Source organism: Shimia sp. (assembly GCF_049116215.1).
Lineage (GTDB): Bacteria > Pseudomonadota > Alphaproteobacteria > Rhodobacterales > Rhodobacteraceae > Shimia.
Map to the genome: position 1 here is coordinate 37,306 of NZ_JAGDZB010000002.1, position 19,988 is coordinate 57,293.

The following is a 19,988-nucleotide window of genomic DNA, read 5'->3' on the forward strand; positions in this document are numbered from 1 at the left end:
CAGCAATCTCTTTGGCCACGGCCGCCTCCCTATTCTACCCTCCCAAGCAATAGGGCTGACAACCGTCAACGTCCAGAGGTCGCCGCGCCTTAAGCGCGCATGGCCACCGGGTCGTCAGAACCAGCAACCGGTTCCGGATCACGCAGCACATAGCCACGACCCCAAACGGTCTCGATGTAGTTTTCACCACCGGTCGCCTCAGACAACTTCTTGCGAAGTTTACAGATAAAGACGTCAATGATTTTCAGTTCAGGCTCGTCCATACCGCCATACAGGTGGTTCAGGAACATCTCTTTGGTCAGCGTGGTGCCTTTGCGCAGGGACAGCAGCTCGAGCATTTGGTACTCTTTGCCGGTCAGATGCACAGGCTTGTTTTCGACCTCTACGGTCTTCGCATCCAGGTTCACGTTAATCTGGCCGGTCTTAATAACCGACTGCGAGTGACCTTTGGACCGGCGAATAATCGCGTGAATACGCGCCACCAGCTCTTCGCGGTGGAACGGTTTGGTCAGGTAGTCGTCCGCACCGTAGCCAAAGCCCTTGAGCTTGCTTTCGGTGTCATCCGCCCCCGACAGGATCAGGATTGGGGTGTCGATACGGGATGTCCGCAGCTGACGCAGAACCTCGTGACCGGTCATGTCTGGCAGGCCAAGGTCCAGCAAAATAAGGTCGTAATCGTAAAGCTTCGCCAGATCGATGCCTTCTTCACCAAGATCGGTGGCATAAACATTCAGGTTGGCATGAGTCAGCATCATTTCGATGCTTTTGGATGTTGTAGGATCGTCTTCGACCAGCAGCACTCTCATTGGTTCGGCTTCCTTACATTGGAGGGTTACTGTCGTTAACCTTAACGATTAAAGGTTAACGACAGGTTACCGATTTAGGAAGGTTAACAGAGATTGCCACAATTAGCGATATTTTTGAACGGCCGTCGCTTTGAGCGCATCTTGACCATGGGTGGAAACCGCCGTCACCCATTCATTAAACTCATCTTCACTTAAGCTATACATTTCAAGGGCTTCCCTCTTGGTAATCAATCCATACGCCACGCCGCGCACCACGGCTGCCTTGCGGGATGCCACCCATCTCTTGGTTTTGGCTGGGGGCAAGTCGGCACGTGTCATGACCTGACCATCGGTCAAAGTCACACATCTTGGGCCTTCCACTTTCTTTAAAAACATCTCGCTCATCCTCTTGGTGAGGAAATATTCGCCTATGGGACTTAACGAGGCCCTAAAGCAGCCCTTGAGAGTATCTAAGATTTTCCTATATTCTCGTGGACTTCTGACCCGGAGAGACTCACCATGCCGCTTGATGGCGACACGCCCCTTAATTCGCTCGGTTTTGCCAAGCCCCCGTCCGAGACCCGCGTGGTCGTCGCCATGTCCGGTGGCGTCGACAGTTCTGTGGTCGCCGCCCAGTTGGCGGACGAGGGCTATGACGTGGTTGGCGTGACGTTGCAGCTTTATGACCACGGTGCAGCCTTGGCCAAAAAAGGCGCTTGCTGTGCGGGGATCGACATCCACGACGCCCGTCGCGTGGCCGAGGAAAAAGGCTTCCCGCATTACGTTCTGGATTACGAAAACATTTTCCAGGACGCGGTGATCGATGAATTTGCCGACAGCTATCTCGGCGGCGCCACTCCTGTGCCTTGCATCCGCTGCAACGAACGGGTGAAATTCAAGGATCTTTTGGAAACCGCCAAGGATCTGGATGCGGATTGCATGGCCACCGGCCACTACATTCAGCGCAAATTGGGCGCTGAAGGCCCGGAGCTTCATTCCGCTGCTGACGCCAATCGCGATCAAAGCTACTTCCTGTTCTCCACCACACCGGAACAGCTCGACTACCTGCGCTTTCCACTCGGCCACCTGCCAAACAAAGACGCCACCCGCGCTTTGGCCGCCGAATACGGCCTCGCAGTGGCAGACAAGCCAGACAGCCAAGACATCTGCTTTGTTCCTAATGGCGATTACGCCAGCGTGATTGAAAAACTGCGCCCCGGCGCGGTCGAGCCCGGCGAAATCGTTGACAGTGAAGGCAATGTTCTGGGCACCCACGGTGGGGTGATCCATTACACCATCGGCCAACGCCGGGGGCTGGGCATCGGTGGCCTCACAACACCGCTCTATGTGGTGAAGCTCGACGTGGAAAAAAAACAGGTCATCGTTGGTCCGAAAGAAATGTTGGCGACCCGCATCGTGCCTGTGCGTGAAATCAACTGGCTTGGCGACGAGCCTTTTGAAAGCCGCAAGGAGTGGCACTTTTCCGTAAAAGTGCGGTCCACACGCCCGCCACGCGACGCCATCTTACGGCCAACCGGACCGGACACAGCAGAGGTAGAGCTGTTGACACCAGAAGAAGGTGTCGCCCCCGGACAAGCTTGCGTGTTTTACGACAACGACAGTTCGCGCATCTACGGCGGTGGCTGGGTCTGGCGCGGTTACTGAACCGCGCCACCATCACGTGATGTCGGTGCCGGTGTTGATCACAACGTAGAGCCCAATGGCAATCATCACATAAGGCGCCAACCATTCCAGCCGTTCAATTCGGGATACTTTTGCTGGCGCCATCGCCGCCAAAGCAGCGCCACCAAAGGCCAGAGCCACCGCAGAAGCCCCTGCACCAAGAAGGATCGGCAGCGTGTAGCTCGGCCCGGAGTCGGCGAGCAACGGTGTGAAAACAGCAAAGCTGTCAAACGACACGCTGAGGAACAGCGCGATGATCGCCAGTACGTGGGATTTGGAAACCTGCTCCGCCGCGGAACTCTCTTTGCCCAAGAAACGCGCGACCAAGGCATAAACGCCTAACCCAATTGGGATAAACCCAAGGTAGCCCACCTGATGTGGCAAACCGGTTTCCAACCCAGCAGAGACAAACACCGCCGCCGCAAGCATGATGCCCTGCGCAATCAAATAGCCGCTCAAAGTACGTAGCTGTCCGACAGTCAGGATCAACCCAACCATGATAGCCAGATTGTCCAGGTTGGTGGCCACATGCGCGGTCAGGGCCGATAGCGCAATGCCAAACTCATCAATCATTTTTGAAGTCCATCCAGCACAGCCCGTGCCGCGCGCAAACCGGGGAACTCCTGACCTCGGCCCAAACGCTCCATAGTGAGTGCCATTGCATCCCGTTGCTCTGAGGCATCTTCCAGCACTTGCAGAATGGCAGGCGCAATCTCTTCAGCCTGGAAGGCAGGCCCCAAAAATTCGGGCACCGCCCGACTTTCTGCGACCAAATTTGCCAGTGTCACAGTATCAATCAACGCCATCCGGCTCATGATCTGCCAGCTGATCCAATTCATGTCATAGCCAATCACCATTGGCGTATCGCTGGCTGCCAACTCAAGCGACACCGTCCCTGACGCTGCCAAAGCCACATCCGCCGCTCTGAATGCCGCCCGTTTCTGTGTTTGGGCTGTTTCGGCGTGCACCTCGTTGGGATCGAGCACTATGGGTGCAACTTTCCAGTCTGCGACCAATTCTTTCACTAGCCCAGCCACTGGTGCAGCTGCAGGCACAACCACCTTCAGGTCCGGCTTCTGCCGCACCAACCGTGCAACCACTTCGCCAAATGTCGGGGTCAACCGACCAACCTCGCCACGCCGCGATCCCGGCAAAGCCAACAGCAAAGGCGCATCACCAATTCCGTGTTCCTGACGGAATGCTGAAACCTCTGCACCGGTCGCCACCGGTTCTGTTACCACCGGATGCCCGACAAAATCACACCGCAGGCCAACCGCTTCCATGTAAGGCGGCTCAAACGGCAAAAGCGCCAAAACCTGATCCACATGTTTAGCCATTTTCTCGGCCCGCTTTGGACGCCAGGCCCAAACCGACGGCGCAACATAATGCACACAACGCAGATCGCTCTTGGCTTTCACTTCCCGCGCCACCCGCAGGCAGAAATCCGGGCTATCGATGGTCACCATCACATCCGGCTTCCAATTCAGCGCAGCCTCCGCCGTCTGATGCATACGTTTCACCAGATGGCGGTACTTGGGCAGCACCTCGGCAATGCCCATCACGCTCAACTCATCCATTGAAAACAAGCTTTCAAGCCCCTGCGCGATCATCAGCGGCCCACCTACGCCGGCGAACTCCACATCCGGCACCAATTGGCGCAACCCTTCCATGAGCGCCCCGCCAAGTCGGTCGCCCGACAATTCGCCTGCGACCAGAAACACTTTCATCAGATCACCCGAGACAACAAAAACAATCCGCTCTCTTCCAGCGCTGCCAATGTCTTTGGCCGATCCAACACAACCACGCGTCCAGCAGAAACGACAATGCCCTCCACACCCGCTTTGGCAGCGGCTCGCACGGTGTCCGGCCCAATCGCGGGCATATCAACCCGCAAGTCCTGCCCCCGCTTTGGTGCTTTCAGAAACACGCCTTTGCCCCGCCGCAAGTGTTCCGGCGTCTCCGCCACAAAGCGCAGCATGGCGTCCGTGCCTTGCAGCGTCTCAATGCCCAACGCCAAACCGGCCGCCACAACAGCGCCCTGCCCCACATCCAATGGCGACAACGCCAACAGAATATCCGCCGCGCGACTGGCATCCTGCAAAGCCTGCTCTGACGGTTCCGGACCAGTCAGCAAACCTTCCTCCGCCGTCAGCCCCTCAAGCAACTCATGCGCGCCCACAACGTCAAAGCCTTGCTCTTCAAACACGGAGATGATCAACCGCAAGATCGCGTCATCCCCGCCCTGCAGTGCAGGCAACAAACGCGGCGCAATTGCCATCATCCCGGCATCAAACTCTGCTGGGTTCAGCGCCGGACGGCCCAAACTGCCCGCCATCACCAGCCGCGTGACATCGCCAGCTTTCAAAGCCTCAAACAATCCGCCCATTTTTTCAAAGCGATGCGAATGCACGTCATCAGGCATATCATGCGCCACGCCTTCAAACACCACGCACATCGCATCCGGATGAGCGGCAGACAGCGCCACAGGCAAGCTGCCGCCGCCACACAAAATCGCCAGTCGGCCCATTGATTTACCTCGGTGTCAGGAAGGAACGATCAGTGTCGCCCATGATAAATGCGACAATCTCTTGCACATAGTCACTGTCAGTTTCTTCGCCTAAGCGCTTGGCCCGCGCCTGAAACGCACCTTCGCCTTGGGCCAGCATCTGAAACGCCGCCCGCAAAGCGGTGATGTCAGAGCGTGCCACGCCACGACGCTTCAAGCCGACAAGGTTCAACCCGTCCAACTCGCCACGCGGCCCTTGCACCAGACCGTAGGGGATCACATCATTGGTCACCATGCTGACCGCACCAATGATGGCACCGCGACCAATGCGCACCCACTGGTGAATGCCACACAGACCGCCAATAATAACGTCGTCTTCAATGATGCAGTGCCCCGCTACAGCGGCAGAGTTCACCACAATCACATTGTTGCCGATCTGCGCATCATGCGCGATATGGCAGCCCGCCATGAACAGGCCATCGTCACCCACGCGGGTCACGCCGCCACCACCGTCGGTGCCGCTGTTCATCGTCACGTGCTCACGGATACGATTGCGTTCGCCAATCACCAGTTTGGTGTCTTCGCCACCAAACTTAAGATCCTGTGGTACCTCGCCAATCACCGAGAAGCTGAACACCACCGTGTCCGCGCCAATTTCAGTATCGCCGGTCACCACCACATGGGACTTCAGCTCAACACCGGCGTGCAAAACAACCTTTGCACCCACGACGCAAAATGGCCCAACTACACAGCCGTCCGAAACCACTGCACCGTCTTCGATCACCGCTGAGGCATGCACCTCTGCATGAGCAGAAATAGCCATCAGCCTTACTCCTTAGGCAGGTCCATCATTGCAGTGAATTCAACTTCACAAGCGACGTCGCCGTCAACCGTGGCCGTCCCAGCAAATTTCCAGACTTTGCCGCCCGGCTTGCCACGAGTGGTTTCCACTTTCATTTCCAGCTTGTCACCTGGAACCACCATGCGGCGGAACTTACATTTGTCGATGCCCATGAAGTAGACCAGCAGATCTTTGTCCGCCAAATCCAGCGCCACCCCCACCATAATGGCCGATGTCTGCGCCATGGCTTCGACAATTGTCACACCCGGCATAATCGGTTTCTTCGGGAAGTGACCCTGAAAATGTGGCTCGTTCATGGTGACCATCTTGATGCCCGTGGCCGATTGATACCCATCGATATCAACCACTTTGTCGACCAGCAGGAAAGGATAGCGATGCGGAATGAGCCGTTGGATCAGTTCGATATCGGCGCTCTTGAGATCTTCGGACATTTATTGCTCCTCATGCGGCCTAAGACTTTGATCTTAGCCCTAACAATCCCCGACGCGAGGGGCAAGCACCAGGCAAGATTCAATCCGTTTCAGAAGGAGGCATCACAAGGGAGAACTATAACCAGCCCCTGCTACTCGTCTGGCGGAACATCATCCTGTTCCGCGCCATCACCCAGCACCTGGTTCAGCCGCATAATTGCAAAAGACGTCACATCAACCGCGGGATCCGCCAGCAACACATCGCGACGTTCCAGAATAACCTTGGCCCCGGCATCTCGCATTAGGGTTGTCAAAATGGGACTGGCGACGCGAATAAACGCGTCCTGTTCGCGTTGACGTCGACGCTCCAGATTGGCGGCTTTCTCATCTTGCTCTTTGCGGATTTGCACCACCCGTGCATCAAATGCCTCCGCCACCGCCCGAAACGCATCAGCCTCCATCTCACTACGTTTCGCGGTAAGTGCTTTTTCTTCCGCAGTCAGCTCAGCCTGAATACGACGGTTCTCAGCCAACAAAATTGACTCATCCGCAGCCAACTCTTGGGCCACGCGGATTCCAAACTGGGATTGGCTGAACATCACATCACTATCAACCGTCAACACTTGTGACTGTGGCAAAACCTGCTGCTGCGCAAAGACAATCGGGGCGCTCAACAGCGCCCCGATCAGGAAAGTTATGCGAAACACGCCTCGTCCCATACCGGATCAGAATTGAGCACTGATGGTAAAGTCAAAGGATTGATCGCGGTCGAACTCTTCTTTCTGAAGCGCCTTGGTGAAGTTAAACCGAAGCGGCCCAATTGGCGTGGTCCAGAAGATTGACGCCCCAATGACATGACGCAGCGAAAAATCTTCGTAGTAGATTGTCCCGACACCATTGGTGTTATCGAGCCCCCAAAGTGAGCCAACATCATAAAACAGACCACCGGTGATCCCAAGCTCTTCAGGCAATCCCAAAGGAAACTCAGCCTCAAACCGTGCCGAGGCATAGTATTTGCCACCCAATGCGTCATCCAATGACCCATCCGCAGACCGCTCTCGTGGGCCAACACCATAAGGTTTAAATCCACGGATGTGGCGGTTGGACACAATATAGCGATCGTCAATGCGGCTGTCGCCATTTGGAGAGTATAGCGCACCACCTTGCAGCGTCGCGCGCAATGTCACTTCCTCTTGCCATACTTTGGATTCTGCGACCGCTCGCGCGGTGGTCGACACAAACTTATAGTCGCCACCGAGGCCACCAAAGTCTTGACCAAACTCAAACATGTAACCACGTGTTGGGTCCAAACCACGTTTGCGCGTGTCATAGCGATAGGTGTAGCCAACCGAGCTTTTCCAAATTTCACCGCGTGCCGCTTCTTGTTCGACAATCGTATTTGGATCGATCGAATTGTCCGCGGAGACATCCAGACCAGACCGTTCCAGCTTATAGCGCAGCTGCATATTGGAGAACTCCCCCATCTCAAACCCAAGGTAGGGTGAGAACTCACCAACAGTGTTAGTAAAACGCGCTTCGCTGGGTTCAAATTCCTTATAGAAGAACCCAAAACCGGCGGTCAGGTCGCGCCCCAAAAACGCGGGCTCAGCAAAGGACAAGCTATAATCCTTGATGTCAGATGAGGTCGAGAAGGACAGCCCAAAGCTCTGACCTCGGCCGAGGAAGTTGGATTCGCTAAAGCGAACGACCAGCCCGATACCATCGTTTGTCGAGTACGTCCCGCCCAGTGCCAACGACCCCGTAGGCTGCTCTTCGACATCAACATCCACAATCACCTGACTAGGTGTGCTGCCTTCTCGTGCATTTACATCTGCAACCGTAAAGTACCCAAGCGCGCGGATACGCTCCGCACTTTCACGGATTTCACGCGGATTGAAGGGATCCCCTTCGGCAATCCGGAATTGGTTGCGGATGACCTTGTCCAGCGTCGTTGTATTGCCTTCAATATCGATGCGCTCGACGAAAATTTTCGGCCCCTTAGAAATGACAAATTCCACATCCAGAGTCAGGTCACGGTCATTCCGCGAAATACGGGGATCCACCCGCAGAAAATCTTGCCCTTGCTTCAGGCCAAACCGCTCCATCCTTGTAATCGAGTTTTCAACCAAAATTGGTGAATACGTCACGCCGGGCTTTAGCCGAAGGGTGTCCAGATACTCTTGCGCATCTACCCCGTTAATTTCGCTGGTCGCAGTAATATTGCCAAATTTGAACTGCTGGCCTTCTTCCACGTTAAACGTCAGGAAATAACCGTCGCGCTCGCGCGACAGCTCAGCGTTTACCGCCAGGGTACGGAAGTCAACATAACCGCGCGACAGGTAGAAATCCCGCAGCACCTGTTTGTCAAACTCGATCCGGTCATTCACAAAGGTGTCTTGCTTAAAGAACGCCCGCAACAGGCCAGCTTGCTTCGTCGCCAAAACGCGACGCAGCCGGTTGTCGCTGTAGTTGCGGTTGCCCACGAACCCAATGCGTTCGATCTCGACCACACCGCCTTCGAACACTTCAAAAATCAGATCCGCACGGTTGTCGCTACGCCGAATAAGCCGGGTGTTCACCCGCGCCGCCAAGCGGCCTTGTTCGGAATAGGCTTGAGTGATCCGCGCTGCGTCGCGCTCAGCCGTGGTCGGATTCAACACCCGACGGGATTGCGACTCAATCAGCTGCTCTAACGCCTCATCTTTCAGACGCTTGTTGCCTTCAAAGCTGATCCGGTTGATGGTTGGGAACTCTGTGACCTTGATCACAAGCGTGCTGCCGCTTGGCACAAGTTCGACGGTCTCAAACAGACCACTCGCCAGCACGCGCTGGTATGCGGCATTCACCTGTCCGGCAGAGACCGCTGTTCCACGCGGAATAGCAGCGTAATTTGCCACTGCAGCAGATTCGATCCGCTGGTTGCCCTCAACTCGGATCGAGCTGAAGTTGTATGTTTGCGCTAGACCAAATGTTGGCAACGCCACCATGATCGCAAAAATTGCAAAGAAAAACGCCGTAATGAGGCGCCGTTTCTGCACCTCTCCCCCGTCTTTGGCAATCGCCAAAGCCCTCGATTGTTTGGTCATTCCCAAACTCCGCAGTACATCCCAGTTGAGTTGTGACTATCGGGTCTGAGGGCTGATGTCAAAACAGCATTGACCTTGGATCAAAGAGAATCGGCCGCCAATGCACTGGCATCCCTAGCGGGTCGGCCTGTCAACACCACACAATGTTGTGCGAAGGCCTCCGCTCAATCCCATGGCTTACTGAAGCCCGCCGTTCATCATCATCGTGCCGACAAAGGCGCCAAGCGACAATCCAGCGAGGATTGCTGTTGGAAACAACATGCGCTCCCAGTTGATGTCAATCAACAGCCCAACTGCGCGGTACCCGTTTTCAATGGTGTGCATAGTTCCAAACCCAATTCTTACCTACAGCCTAACTCTACCGGAGGAATTGGGCGAAAATTGGGCACAACCATTGGAGCCGTGCCCAAAATCACGTTAGGGGCAGAACAAATCGTTGGTCAGACCAAACACCATCATGCTCAAAACCAACACCAAACCCGCCGTCATCAGGATGCGCAGCACACTGTCCGCAGGTGGCTTCCCGGTAACGGCCTCATAGGCGTAGAATACCAAATGTCCGCCATCCAGCATCGGGATCGGGAAAAGATTCAACAGACCAATGGCCGTGGACAACACAGCAATAAACCAAATAAAGCTTTGCGCGCCTTGGCTGGCCATCGCACTGGAAGTCTGCGCAATGCCAACGGGCCCTGACAGGTTACAGCTGCTGATCGCGCCGGTGATCATGTGATAAAGCCCACTGACAGAGCCTTCCATGATCCGCCCGGTCTGACGTACACCAGCCATAAAGGCCTCGCCGGCAGGCAAAGTCTCAGTCGCTGGGTCAAACGCCAGGCCACCACCAATGCCTATCCGCCAATGTGTGACAAACCCACCATCCGCCTGAGGTTCATCGACACGACGGGGCGTTAGGTCAAACTGATCAACAGTACCTGCCCGATCTACCGTCAGAGCCAATGTGGCCCCTTCCCCACCTTCAACAGCTTCCTTGAGTTGGGAAAAAGCCACAATCGGCTTACCATCGATCGCCGTGAACACGTCTCCAACTTCCAGGCCAGCATTATAGGCAGCGGAACGTGGCGCCAACGACTGCACCATTGGCGGATACAAAAATGGTCCGGACACTTCTAATGTCTCCCCGCCGCGCTCCACAGCATAGGTCAGCACAGCATCTTTCGGCATCGCTTTGGCAAAGGCATCAAAGGCTTCAGGATCATCAAACGACGGGATTTCTGCCCCTGCAATCGCAGTCACAACATCGCCCTGCTGCAATTCATACGGCGCTTCTGGCAGATCCCAGATCTCGCCCACAATCAGCTTGCTGCCAATCTGGCCGTTGAACAACATCACGCCAGTGAAAATGATGATCGACAGAATGAAGTTGAACACCGGTCCGGCCAGAACCGTGGCAGCTCGAGCCCAAAGTGGCGCACCGTGCATGGTGTGACGACGTTCTTCTTCGGACATCTCTTCCATAGCTTCGCCGTCTTTACCGCTGGCGGCATTGGCATCACCTTTGAACTTCACATAACCACCCAACGGAATCGCCGCGATCTGCCACTTGGTGCCGCGCTTGTCATAACGTGACCAAATCACCGGCCCAAAGCCCAGGCTGAACACATCCGCGCCAATGCCGCTCCAGCGTCCCACAATGTAGTGGCCATACTCGTGGATCGCGACGATGATCGACAGGGCCACCACAAACCACAACACGGTCAGCCCGCCGCCACCAATACCGGAAATCAGCGATGAAATATCCAAAGGGGTCGTCCTCTTTCTGGGGCGTTATGCCAATTTTTGCATGACCTGACCGGCCGTCTTGCGGGCCAGATGGTCGGTTTCCATGACCGTATCAAGGGTCATTTCGGCATTCTTGCGGCAATGTGATGGAGAAAGCTGTGTTAAAACCTCTTCGACCACCTCGGCCATCTGCAAAAACCCAATGCGATGATCCAGGAACCCGTCCAACGCACGCTCTTTCGCCGCGTTAAAAATGGCCCCCGCGTGCCCGCCCAGTTCCAACACCTCATGTGCCAGTCGCAACGCCGGATAGCGCTGCAAATCTGGCTCGCGGAAGTGCAACGCCCCGACCTTGGCAAGGTCCAGCCGCTCCACCGGCAACGTCTTGCGCTCTGGCCAATGCAAAGCAAAGCCAATCGCATGCCGCATATCCGGTGGCCCTACATGCGCCATCAAGGCGCCGTCGTTGAACCCAACCAGCGCATGCACCAGAGATTCCGGATGCACCAGCACCTCGATCTGCTCATGCCCGCAGCCAAAAAACTCTTTGGTCTCAATGACCTCCAACGCCTTATTGAACATCGAGGCGCTGTCCACAGTGATCCGCTGTCCCATATTCCAATTGGGATGGCTGCTGGCCTGCTCCGGTGTGGCGCGCGCCATGTCTTCCAGGGTCCAATCCCGGAACGCACCACCGCTGGCGGTGATGATGATCCGCTCCACCGCCGCCATATCTTCGCCAATCAGGCCTTGAAAGATCGCTGAATGCTCGCTGTCCACCGGCAAGATACGCGCGTTGTATTTCGCAGCGGTGCCCATGATCAGCTGGCCCGCTGTGACCAGCGATTCCTTATTGGCCAACGCCAAGGTCGCGCCTTGCTCCAGCGCCTCCAAACCCGGCGCCAGTCCCGCTGCACCAACAATTGCGCTCATCACCCAATCCGCAGGCCGCGCCGCTGCCTCGCGGATCGCAGCCGCACCAGCCGCCGCTTCAACGCCACTGCCAGCCAATGCAGCGCGCAGGTCATCAAGCCGCGCCTCATCCGCCGTCACCGCCACATCAGCCTTCAGCTCACGCGCGTCTGCCGCCAGTTGGGCAATATTTTGACCACCGCTCAACGCCACCACGTCATAGCTGGCGGGATCGCGTCGGATCAGGTCAATGGTGTTTTGCCCAATCGACCCGGTAGCACCAAAAATGGAGATTTTTCTCATGTCGCAGGCAGCCCCAACACGGCACCCAGCACCAGCACCAAAAGCGCGGCGCCCAACATAGCGTCAAACCGGTCCAACAAGCCGCCATGACCCGGAATAAGGTTTGAGCTGTCTTTGATACCCGTACGACGTTTGATCGCGCTCTCAGCTGCATCGCCCATCTGCGAGGCAAAGGAGGTCAGCACCGACAGAAGTATCAACGGCGTGCCACCAAAGGCCACGCCCACGCAGGCCGCTGCCACCCAGCCAGCCATTGTGCCGGACCACGTCTTTTTGGGGCTCACTTTGGGCCAGAACTTTGGACCGCCCAAAAGGCGCCCGGCAAAATAGCCCGCCACATCTGTAGCCACGACAACCGACACCAGCCAGATCACCCAATAGGCCCCACGTACATCGCGCAACACAATCAGCCCATAACAGGCCAACATAAGCCCCACTGCGTAAGCCAAGTAAATTCCACGATCTTTTTTGAGTTGCCCAGCACCCGCTAAGGGCACAGCCAGCAGCATCGGCAAAATCGCCTGCCCCGGCACAAAGTCGGTCAAGAACATCACCACAGCGGCCAAGACACCCATAGAGAGCGAGATTTTCTGGTCGCCACCGGACATCATCCGGCTCAATTCCCAAACCATACCGCCACAGATGATCACGACAAACTCGTGGAACAAAAAGCCCCCTTGCCAGATCGCCAATCCCCCCACGCCAAGCAGCACAACTGCCGACAGGGTCCGAGGCAACAAATCGCCCCACTTACCAGACACGCTGCTCACACTGTCACCGCGCCAAAACGACGGTCCCGTCGCGCATAAGCGTCCACCAGTTTGCGGAATTCCTCTTTCGAAAAGTCCGGCCACAACGTGTCAATAAACTCATATTCTGCATACGCCGATTGCCACAATAGGAAGTTGGAAATCCGCGCTTCGCCGCTTGTGCGAATGACCAGATCGGGATCGGGCAAAACATGTGTATCAAGATACTTTGGCAAGGTCTCTTCGTTCACATCTTCCGGTGCCAACGACCCGTTTGCCACGTCCTGCGCCAACCGCTGCGTGGCGCGCGCCACTTCATCACGACCGCCGTAGTTCAACGCAATTGTGAGATTCACCCCGTCATTGTCTGCGGTGAGTTCTTCCAATTCGTCCATCAAAGCGCGCAGTTTTTCATCCAAACGCGGACGGTCGCCGATAAATCGCACCCGCACCCCTTCCGCCTTCAGCCCACGGGCCTCTTTGCGGATGTATTGGCGGAACAGGCTCATCAAGCCCGCCACTTCCGCTTGCGTGCGCTTCCAGTTCTCGGTCGAGAACCCAAAAATCGTCAGATACTCCACGCCCAAAGGCTTACAAGCGCGCACAATCTCTTTGACGCGCTTGGCCCCGGCGTGGTGCCCGAATAACCGCGGGCGACCGCGCGCCTGCGCCCAACGGCCGTTGCCATCCATGATAATGGCCACATGCCGAGGGCCGGTCGCGGGAATCTCGTCACCCATATTGATCAGACCTGCATGATCTCGGATTGCTTGTTCTCAAGCGCGCCGTCGATTTGCTTGATATAACGGTCAGTCATTTCCTGAACTTCCGCTTCCCAAAGCTTCTGATCATCCTCAGACAGGCCGTCCGCCTTGCCTTTTTTGATCTGATCCATGCCATCCCGACGCAGGTTGCGGATCGAAACACGGGCATGTTCGGCATATTGCGCAGCCACACGCGCCAGCTCGGTGCGGCGCTCTTCGTTCAGCTCCGGAATAGGCAACATCACAATGGTGCCGTTGGTCTGTGGGTTGATCCCAAGACCAGAGTTCATGATCGCCTTCTCAACCGCACTCACCAGTGATTTATCCCAGACGTTGATGGTCACCATACGTGGCTCAGGCACGTTCACGGTGCCCACCTGGTTGATGGGTGTGCGCGATCCATAAGCATCCACCATCACAGGCTCCAGCATGTTGGCTGAGGCGCGGCCTGTGCGCAGCGACGCAAATTCAGTTTTCAACGCACCCATGGCACCATCCATACGGCGTGCCAGATCGTCGGTATCAAGTTCAAACTCTTCGGACATGAGATTGCTCTCTTCTTCTGTCTGTTTTCTTTTGTCTTTTTCGCGCGTTGCGGGGCTTTTGCCGCCGCGTCACGCCGTCTCGATCACCTTAACGGGATCAGACAACCTTTGTATAGGTGCCCCGACCCGCGAGAATGCCTTTGAAGCCACCAGGCTCGTCCAGCGGGAACACAATCAGCGGCAGGTTGTTGTCCCGCGCGAGTGCAATTGCGCTCGCGTCCATCACCCGCAGACGCTTGGCCAGCACCTCGTCATAGGTGATTTCATCATAGCGCACCGCATCATCATGCTCGGCGGGATCCTTGTCATAGATGCCGTCCACACCGTTTTTGCCCATAAAGATCGCTTCACAAGCCATCTCATTGGCGCGCAGTGTCGCAGCCGTATCCGTGGTGAAATACGGGTTACCGGTTCCGGCTGCAAAGATGCACACGCGTTTTTTCTCAAGGTGACGCACAGCACGACGACGAATGTATGGCTCAGCCACCTCATCCATACGAATCGCGCTGATCACGCGGGTGAACACGCCCAGTTCTTCCAACGCACTCTGCATCGCCAGCGCATTCATCACCGTGGCCAGCATGCCCATATAATCCGCTGTGGTGCGTTCCATACCTTGCGCAGCACCGGACAGGCCGCGGAACACGTTGCCGCCCCCAATCACCATGCAAATCTCCACGCCCATGTCGTGAACAGATTTCACTTCTTTGGCGAGACGCGCAATTGTCGGCGGGTGCAGGCCATAGCCCTGGTCTCCCATCAACGCCTCCCCCGAAATTTTCAACATCACACGGTTAAAGGTGGCGTCGGCGGGGACGGTGTCGTCGCTCATGTTGCACTCCATCTGCGCATCGTTTTAGGATTGGACGCAAAATGTCGGAAAACGCCCGCAGGTTCAATGCGAGAGTTGGGGATAACCGACAAAAGTAAGCGCAAAGTCAGGTCACCCGCATGTCACAACTGCCGCCCATCGCCTCTGATCAACCCGTATTGATCGCAGGCCCCACAGCCAGCGGCAAAAGCGCCCTTGCGCTGGAGATTGCTGCGCAACAGGGCGGCATGATCATCAATGCCGATGCAATTCAGGTGTTTGACAATTGGCGCGTACTCACCGCGCGCCCTTCGCTCGATGACGAAGCCGCCGCCCCTCACCGCCTTTATGGCCATGTTCCCTATGATGCTGAATATTCAGTCGGCCACTGGCTGCGTGAGGTGGCGCCAATTCTGACCAACGGTCCCCGCCCCATCATTGTTGGTGGCACCGGCCTGTATTTCACAGCGCTGACCCAGGGCCTAGCAGACATCCCCGCCACACCACCAGAGCTGCGCGCGCACGCCAACGCCCGCGTTGAAGCCGAGGGCTTCCAAGCCCTGCTTGCCGAGCTTGATCCCGAAACTAAGGCCCGGATCGACACCCAAAACCCCATGCGTGTGCAGCGTGCATGGGAAGTCCTCACCGCCACAGGCCGCGCATTGGCAGATTGGCAAGACAACACGCCGCCTCCGCTCCTGCCATTGTCCGATACAATGCCGATTGTTTTTGACGTGCCCAAAGACTGGCTCAACGCGCGGATTGCCCGGCGGTTTGACCTGATGTTGGACCACGGCGCGCTGGAAGAAGCCGAAGCCAATCTCGCCATCTATGATCCAACCCTTCTCTCCGCCAAAGCCATTGGCGCGCCGGAACTCATCGCGCATCTGCGTGGTGAAATTGATCTGGAAACCGCCCGCGAACGCGCCACAATTGCCACGCGCCAGTTTGCCAAACGTCAACGCACATGGTTCCGCTCCAAAATGAAAACCTGGCATCACCACACGCCGGCAGACATCTAATTTCCGCAAATTTTCGCCATTCGGCACAACAGGTCAGTAAGTCTTCACTTGCTCGAATCGCACATCCTGCGCTTAATCCACAGCAAGATGACCGATAAAAATTTACATATCCCGTCATTTATGACCAAACCGGGCATGGGCGGCATGTCTGGAGCGGCGCGAAAACCTGCGGCGCCTGTGGCTGCAGCTCCGCCGCCACGCCCTGTTTTGGCAGATCAACCTTTGCCACAAATTCGTGTAGAAACTCTTGCTGGCCTGACCAAAGGCGCGCCGTGGATGCTTGAGCAATTACATGTGCGCACGCACCACATTTTATTGTGGACCACCCGTGGTCAGGGGCGCGTTTTGTTGCATGGCCTGCGCCGGGGTTTTGGGGCGCATAACGCAATTTTTGTCCCCGCTGGCAAACTGCTCTCCTTTGAACTTGGGTTGCAGGTTCAGGGCTTGGCCATGTTGATCCCGGATGACGGCCGCGTGACTCTGCCCGACCGTGCCCAGCATCTGCGATTGCAGGACGGAACCGAACAAGCCGAATTCACCGCCATTCTGGACGCTCTGCGCCGCGAGTTGCACGACAAGCGCCCCTTTATGGCCGAGGCCTTAAATGCCCACGCCCGCCTTCTATCTGTCGCCCTGCGCCGGGACCTGCAAGAGGCTGGACCGCCGCCGCCAACCCGCGCCTCAGAACGCATTGTACGCCGCTTCTGTGACATCCTTGCGGCCGAATACACCAGTGGGTACCCGATGGCGTGGTACGCTGACCAACTCGATATCACGCCGACACATCTGACGCGCGTCTGTCGTCAGGCTGCCGGTCTCACCGCAGCCGAAATGCTCTCGCAAATGACCCAGCATCGCGCCCGCAGCCTACTTTTGGATAGTGATCTGCCCATCAACCGTGTGGCAGATTCTCTCGGATTTGGCAGCGCCGCCTATTTCACGCGCTTCTGCCAACAGCACTTTGGCGCCGCGCCGAGCCAAGTGCGCAAGCAGGCCCGCGTCCGGTAATTTATCTGAAATTAATAAGGCTTACCCGCCCCAGATAACCCGCACATAGTTGCGAGTCTCTGCGTACGGCGGCACACCGCCGTATTTCTCCACCGCACCTGGACCGGCGTTGTAGGCCGCCAAAGCCAAGCGCCAGCTGCCAAACTTCTGATACTGTTGTTTAAGATAGCGCGCGCCACCTTCCAGGTTTTGCTGCGGATCATGTGGATCCACCCGCAACAGCCGCGCGGTCTGCGGCATCAACTGCGCCAGCCCCAACGCCCCTTTGTGCGACTTTGCCGTGGCATTCCAATTGCTTTCTTGCTGCACCAGCTTGAGGAACAGGTCCACAGGAACCCCATGCAACAACGCGGCTTCCTGCGCCATCACCAGATACGGGCCGCGATACTTGCCGTTGTAGCTGCCAGCACCCCATTTAGACGGTGTAATCACCGGCTTAGGTTTGAGCCGCACAGAATTGCGATATTGTTCCGACGCCCGGCCATCCAAAACTTTTGTCTGGTTCTTGAACAACCGCTCATTGGATTTGGTCGACAGGTTTTGCGCCGCCGCCGGCCCAGAAACCAAGGCCAATCCAATCACCAGTCCCAAAATCCTGCGCGACATATGCGCCTGCTCCACCCTGCTTTTGCGGCCTTCTTAATCAAATTGCAGGGAATTTTCCAGACCGCAGACTGCGCTTGGGCAATTTCCCGCGCGCGCCGCGGTTTTCCCACCTCAGGTTATCCACAAGTTTCCGCCTAAGGTATTGGAGAAACCGCTTCCCATTCATCCCCCGCAGTGGTGTATGGTGCCCCAAATCGTGAGAAAGAATCCGTGGGAGACATAGGCGCATGGCCGGATCGGTGAACAAAGTAATTATCATTGGCAACCTGGGGCGCGACCCTGAGGTGCGCTCCTTCCAGAACGGCGGCAAAGTGTGCAACCTGCGCATCGCCACCTCCGAGACCTGGAAAGACCGGAACACCGGCGAACGCAAAGAACGCACTGAATGGCACTCCGTGGCCATCTTCCAGGAAGGCCTGGTACGTATCGCCGAGCAATACCTGCGCAAAGGCTCCAAAGTCTACGTCGAAGGCAAATTGCAAACCCGCAAATGGCAGGACCAATCCGGCCAGGACCGCTACTCCACCGAGGTGGTGTTGCAAGGTTTTGACGGCGTGCTGACCATGCTCGACGGCCGCTCCGGCGGCGGCGATGGCGGCGGTGGCTTTGGCGGCGGCAGCAGCGGTGGCGGTTATGACCAAGGTGGCGGCGGCTACGGCGGCGGCTACGATCAAGGTGGTGGCGGCGGCGGCAATTTCGGCGGCGGCGGTGGTGGCAACCAGGGTGGTCCAGCGCCAAGCCGCGACATGGACGACGAAATCCCGTTCTAAGTCACAGACACAGTATGTTCAGAGGTCGCCATTTGGCGGCCTCTTTTTGTTGTGCTCCCCCTGCCCATCTTTACACCGGCGCAAACTTCTCCCAATGTCCGGCACAAGTGAACGATCATTCAGCGAGGCCCGACATGAGCGACCAAACAAGTTTTGACCAGCAACTCACCGACCGACTGGTCGCCTACTGTGCCATCGACAGCCAATCAGATGAGCACTCCGCGAGCATCCCGTCCACAGAGATCCAGCTCGATGTGTCTCGCCATCTTGTGGCCGAGCTGGAACGTATCGGCGCCTCCGATGTGGAGTTGACCTCCTATGGGGTAGTCCTCGCCACCGTGTCGGCCACCGTGGAGACCGCTCCTACAATCGGCTTCTGCGCTCATGTCGACACTGCACCACAGTTCAATGCCACCGGCGTAAAACCCCGCGTGATTTCTAATTGGGACGGCAGCGACATCACCTATCCGGACAACCCGGATTTGGTTCTGAACCCATCGACTTCCTCCTATCTCGAAGGCAAAGAAGGCGAAGACATCATCACCGCCTCCGGCCTCACCTTGCTGGGCGCCGACGACAAAGCCGGCGTTGCAATCATCATGACCATGGCCGAGCACCTGCTGACCACGCCGGGCCTGAAACACGGCAAAATCCGCATCGCCTTCACTCCGGATGAGGAAATTGGCAAAGGCGTGCACGCCGATCTGCCCGCCGATTTTGGCGTCGACTTTGCCTACACGCTGGACGGCGCCAAACGCGGCACCATGGAGTATGAAACCTTCTCCGCTGACGGCGCTGTGGTCACCATCACCGGCACCTCCGCCCACCCCGGCTACGCCAAAGATAAGATGACCAACGCCCTGCACGTGGCAGCACAGATTGTCTCTGATCTCGACGAGCCCGGCACTACCCCGGAAACCACCTCCGGCCGCGAAAGCTTCACCCATGTCTACGCCCAGGAAGGCGGCAGCAGCGAAGCCACCCTGCGGTTCATCCTGCGGGCCTTTGAAATGGACGATCTAGCGGCGCAGGCCACCCGATTGAAAGCCGCCTGTGCCAAAGCCGAAAATGACTTCCCCGGCTCCAAAGTGGCCTGCGAAATCAGCAAACAATACCGCAACATGCGCTATTGGCTCGAAAATGATATGACACCGGTAGACCTCGCCCGCGAGGCCATTCGCACTGAAGGCTTTGAGCCTGACTCCGTGCCAATTCGAGGTGGCACTGATGGCTCCCGCCTGACTGAATTGGGCGTGCCCTGCCCCAACCTCTACACCGGCATGATGGAAATCCACGGCCCGCTGGAATGGGTTTCTGTGCAAGATATGGCAAGCGCCACTCGCATGATTTCCAAACTCGTACAAATCGCCGCCAAATAACAAAAAAGCCGACCCGCTGGGTCGGCTTCACCATTCAGTTTCTT

22 protein-coding genes are annotated in these 19,988 nt (G+C 56.8%); 5 read left to right on the forward strand and 17 right to left on the reverse strand.

Going from position 1 to position 19,988, the window contains the following annotated elements; translation table 11 throughout:
* Positions 1–89: 89 nt before the first annotated feature.
* Positions 90–806, reverse strand: a complete 717-nt coding sequence (ctrA, locus tag JXR15_RS05735) for a response regulator transcription factor CtrA (RefSeq protein WP_299424752.1) — start codon at positions 804–806, stop codon at positions 90–92.
* Positions 807–908: 102 nt separating this feature from the next.
* Entirely contained in the window at positions 909–1,181 is a 273-nt protein-coding gene (locus tag JXR15_RS05740) for a DUF1153 domain-containing protein (protein WP_283426374.1), read from the reverse strand.
* Positions 1,182–1,304: 123 nt separating this feature from the next.
* On the opposite strand from JXR15_RS05740, the gene mnmA reads away from it, so the two are divergent.
* On the forward strand, positions 1,305–2,450 hold the full coding sequence (gene mnmA, locus JXR15_RS05745; RefSeq protein ID WP_422052292.1) for a tRNA 2-thiouridine(34) synthase MnmA: 1,146 nt from the start codon (positions 1,305–1,307) through the stop codon (positions 2,448–2,450).
* A 12-nt stretch (positions 2,451–2,462) separates the two neighbouring features.
* On the opposite strand, the gene JXR15_RS05750 is transcribed toward mnmA, so the two are convergent.
* The 14 genes from JXR15_RS05750 to pyrH form a co-directional block, all read right to left on the reverse strand.
* Entirely contained in the window at positions 2,463–3,041 is a 579-nt protein-coding gene (locus JXR15_RS05750; RefSeq protein ID WP_422052293.1) for a cadmium resistance transporter, read from the reverse strand.
* On the reverse strand, positions 3,038–4,195 hold the full coding sequence (gene lpxB, locus JXR15_RS05755; protein WP_422052294.1) for a lipid-A-disaccharide synthase: 1,158 nt from the start codon (positions 4,193–4,195) through the stop codon (positions 3,038–3,040). Before lpxB ends, JXR15_RS05750 begins: the two co-directional genes overlap by 4 nt.
* Positions 4,195–4,995: an LpxI family protein gene (locus tag JXR15_RS05760; protein WP_422052295.1), complete on the reverse strand. Its 801-nt coding sequence runs from the start codon at positions 4,993–4,995 to the stop codon at positions 4,195–4,197. Before JXR15_RS05760 ends, lpxB begins: the two co-directional genes overlap by 1 nt.
* A 4-nt stretch (positions 4,996–4,999) precedes the next feature.
* Positions 5,000–5,797, reverse strand: a complete 798-nt coding sequence (gene lpxA / locus JXR15_RS05765) for an acyl-ACP--UDP-N-acetylglucosamine O-acyltransferase (protein ID WP_299424744.1) — start codon at positions 5,795–5,797, stop codon at positions 5,000–5,002.
* A 5-nt stretch (positions 5,798–5,802) separates the two neighbouring features.
* Positions 5,803–6,267: a 3-hydroxyacyl-ACP dehydratase FabZ gene (fabZ, locus tag JXR15_RS05770; RefSeq protein WP_299424743.1), complete on the reverse strand. Its 465-nt coding sequence runs from the start codon at positions 6,265–6,267 to the stop codon at positions 5,803–5,805.
* A gap of 131 nt (positions 6,268–6,398) precedes the next feature.
* Positions 6,399–6,953, reverse strand: a complete 555-nt coding sequence (locus JXR15_RS05775; RefSeq protein WP_422052296.1) for an OmpH family outer membrane protein — start codon at positions 6,951–6,953, stop codon at positions 6,399–6,401.
* A gap of 18 nt (positions 6,954–6,971) precedes the next feature.
* Entirely contained in the window at positions 6,972–9,332 is a 2,361-nt protein-coding gene (bamA, locus tag JXR15_RS05780; protein ID WP_422052297.1) for an outer membrane protein assembly factor BamA, read from the reverse strand.
* Between the two features lie 177 nt (positions 9,333–9,509).
* Positions 9,510–9,656, reverse strand: coding sequence for a hypothetical protein (locus JXR15_RS05785; protein ID WP_299424738.1), 147 nt, complete (start codon positions 9,654–9,656; stop codon positions 9,510–9,512).
* Positions 9,657–9,749: 93 nt separating this feature from the next.
* Positions 9,750–11,096 carry an RIP metalloprotease RseP gene (gene rseP, locus JXR15_RS05790; RefSeq protein ID WP_422052298.1) on the reverse strand — a complete coding sequence of 449 codons (1,347 nt, stop codon included), beginning with the start codon at positions 11,094–11,096 and terminating at the stop codon, positions 9,750–9,752.
* Between the two features lie 24 nt (positions 11,097–11,120).
* Positions 11,121–12,290: a 1-deoxy-D-xylulose-5-phosphate reductoisomerase gene (gene dxr, locus JXR15_RS05795; protein WP_422052299.1), complete on the reverse strand. Its 1,170-nt coding sequence runs from the start codon at positions 12,288–12,290 to the stop codon at positions 11,121–11,123.
* On the reverse strand, positions 12,287–13,060 hold the full coding sequence (locus tag JXR15_RS05800; protein WP_422052300.1) for a phosphatidate cytidylyltransferase: 774 nt from the start codon (positions 13,058–13,060) through the stop codon (positions 12,287–12,289). Before JXR15_RS05800 ends, dxr begins: the two co-directional genes overlap by 4 nt.
* Positions 13,057–13,779, reverse strand: coding sequence for an isoprenyl transferase (locus tag JXR15_RS05805; RefSeq protein ID WP_422052301.1), 723 nt, complete (start codon positions 13,777–13,779; stop codon positions 13,057–13,059). The genes JXR15_RS05800 and JXR15_RS05805 overlap by 4 nt, the downstream gene beginning before the upstream one ends.
* Positions 13,780–13,784: 5 nt before the next feature.
* Positions 13,785–14,348, reverse strand: coding sequence for a ribosome recycling factor (frr, locus tag JXR15_RS05810; RefSeq protein ID WP_299424729.1), 564 nt, complete (start codon positions 14,346–14,348; stop codon positions 13,785–13,787).
* Positions 14,349–14,445: 97 nt separating this feature from the next.
* The gene (gene pyrH / locus JXR15_RS05815; protein ID WP_299424727.1) at positions 14,446–15,180 is read right to left on the reverse strand and encodes a UMP kinase; all 735 of its coding nucleotides are present in this window, start codon (positions 15,178–15,180) and stop codon (positions 14,446–14,448) included.
* A gap of 119 nt (positions 15,181–15,299) precedes the next feature.
* On the opposite strand from pyrH, the gene miaA reads away from it, so the two are divergent.
* Positions 15,300–16,181, forward strand: coding sequence for a tRNA (adenosine(37)-N6)-dimethylallyltransferase MiaA (gene miaA, locus JXR15_RS05820; protein ID WP_422052302.1), 882 nt, complete (start codon positions 15,300–15,302; stop codon positions 16,179–16,181).
* A gap of 87 nt (positions 16,182–16,268) precedes the next feature.
* Positions 16,269–17,189, forward strand: coding sequence for a helix-turn-helix domain-containing protein (locus JXR15_RS05825; protein ID WP_422052303.1), 921 nt, complete (start codon positions 16,269–16,271; stop codon positions 17,187–17,189).
* Between the two features lie 21 nt (positions 17,190–17,210).
* Here the strand turns inward: JXR15_RS05825 and JXR15_RS05830 are convergent, their stop codons facing one another.
* A complete protein-coding gene (locus tag JXR15_RS05830; protein WP_422052304.1) occupies positions 17,211–17,795 on the reverse strand; it encodes a lytic transglycosylase domain-containing protein in 585 nt (194 codons plus the stop codon).
* A 227-nt stretch (positions 17,796–18,022) separates the two neighbouring features.
* Between JXR15_RS05830 and ssb the strand changes: the two genes are divergently transcribed.
* A complete protein-coding gene (gene ssb, locus JXR15_RS05835; protein ID WP_422052305.1) occupies positions 18,023–18,565 on the forward strand; it encodes a single-stranded DNA-binding protein in 543 nt (180 codons plus the stop codon).
* Between the two features lie 134 nt (positions 18,566–18,699).
* Positions 18,700–19,944, forward strand: a complete 1,245-nt coding sequence (gene pepT / locus JXR15_RS05840; protein WP_422052306.1) for a peptidase T — start codon at positions 18,700–18,702, stop codon at positions 19,942–19,944.
* The last annotated feature ends 44 nt before the right edge of the window (positions 19,945–19,988 follow it).